The sequence below is a fragment of the Olsenella uli genome (genome assembly GCF_901212655.1).
GTDB lineage: Bacteria > Actinomycetota > Coriobacteriia > Coriobacteriales > Atopobiaceae > Parolsenella > Parolsenella uli_A.
Genome location: NZ_CAAKON010000046.1, coordinates 229 through 450, shown reverse-complemented (window position 1 = coordinate 450; position 222 = coordinate 229). Strand labels below are relative to the sequence as shown.

The 222-nt window shown below is 60.4% G+C and carries 1 tRNA gene; it reads right to left on the bottom strand.

Annotated features, from left to right (window positions below):
* Positions 1-68 precede the first annotated feature (68 nt).
* A tRNA-Gly gene (locus tag EFAMC2_RS09120) sits at positions 69-144 on the bottom strand.
* Positions 145-222: the final 78 nt, after the last annotated feature.

The window sequence follows — 222 nt, the reverse complement described above, 5'->3', positions numbered from 1 at the left end:
GCCCATGCCTTACCACTTGGCCACGTCGCCGTATGAAAAGGGCCGGCTTGCACCGGCCCGAAATCTCATGGAGCGGACAACGGGGTTCGAACCCGCGACCCCCACCTTGGCAAGGTGGTGCTCTACCAACTGAGCCATGTCCGCGTTGCGAGGAGCTACTATACGGGAACCTGCCGCCCAGCGCAAGCGACAATCGAAAAAAAATTGCGAGCAGTCGCGAGA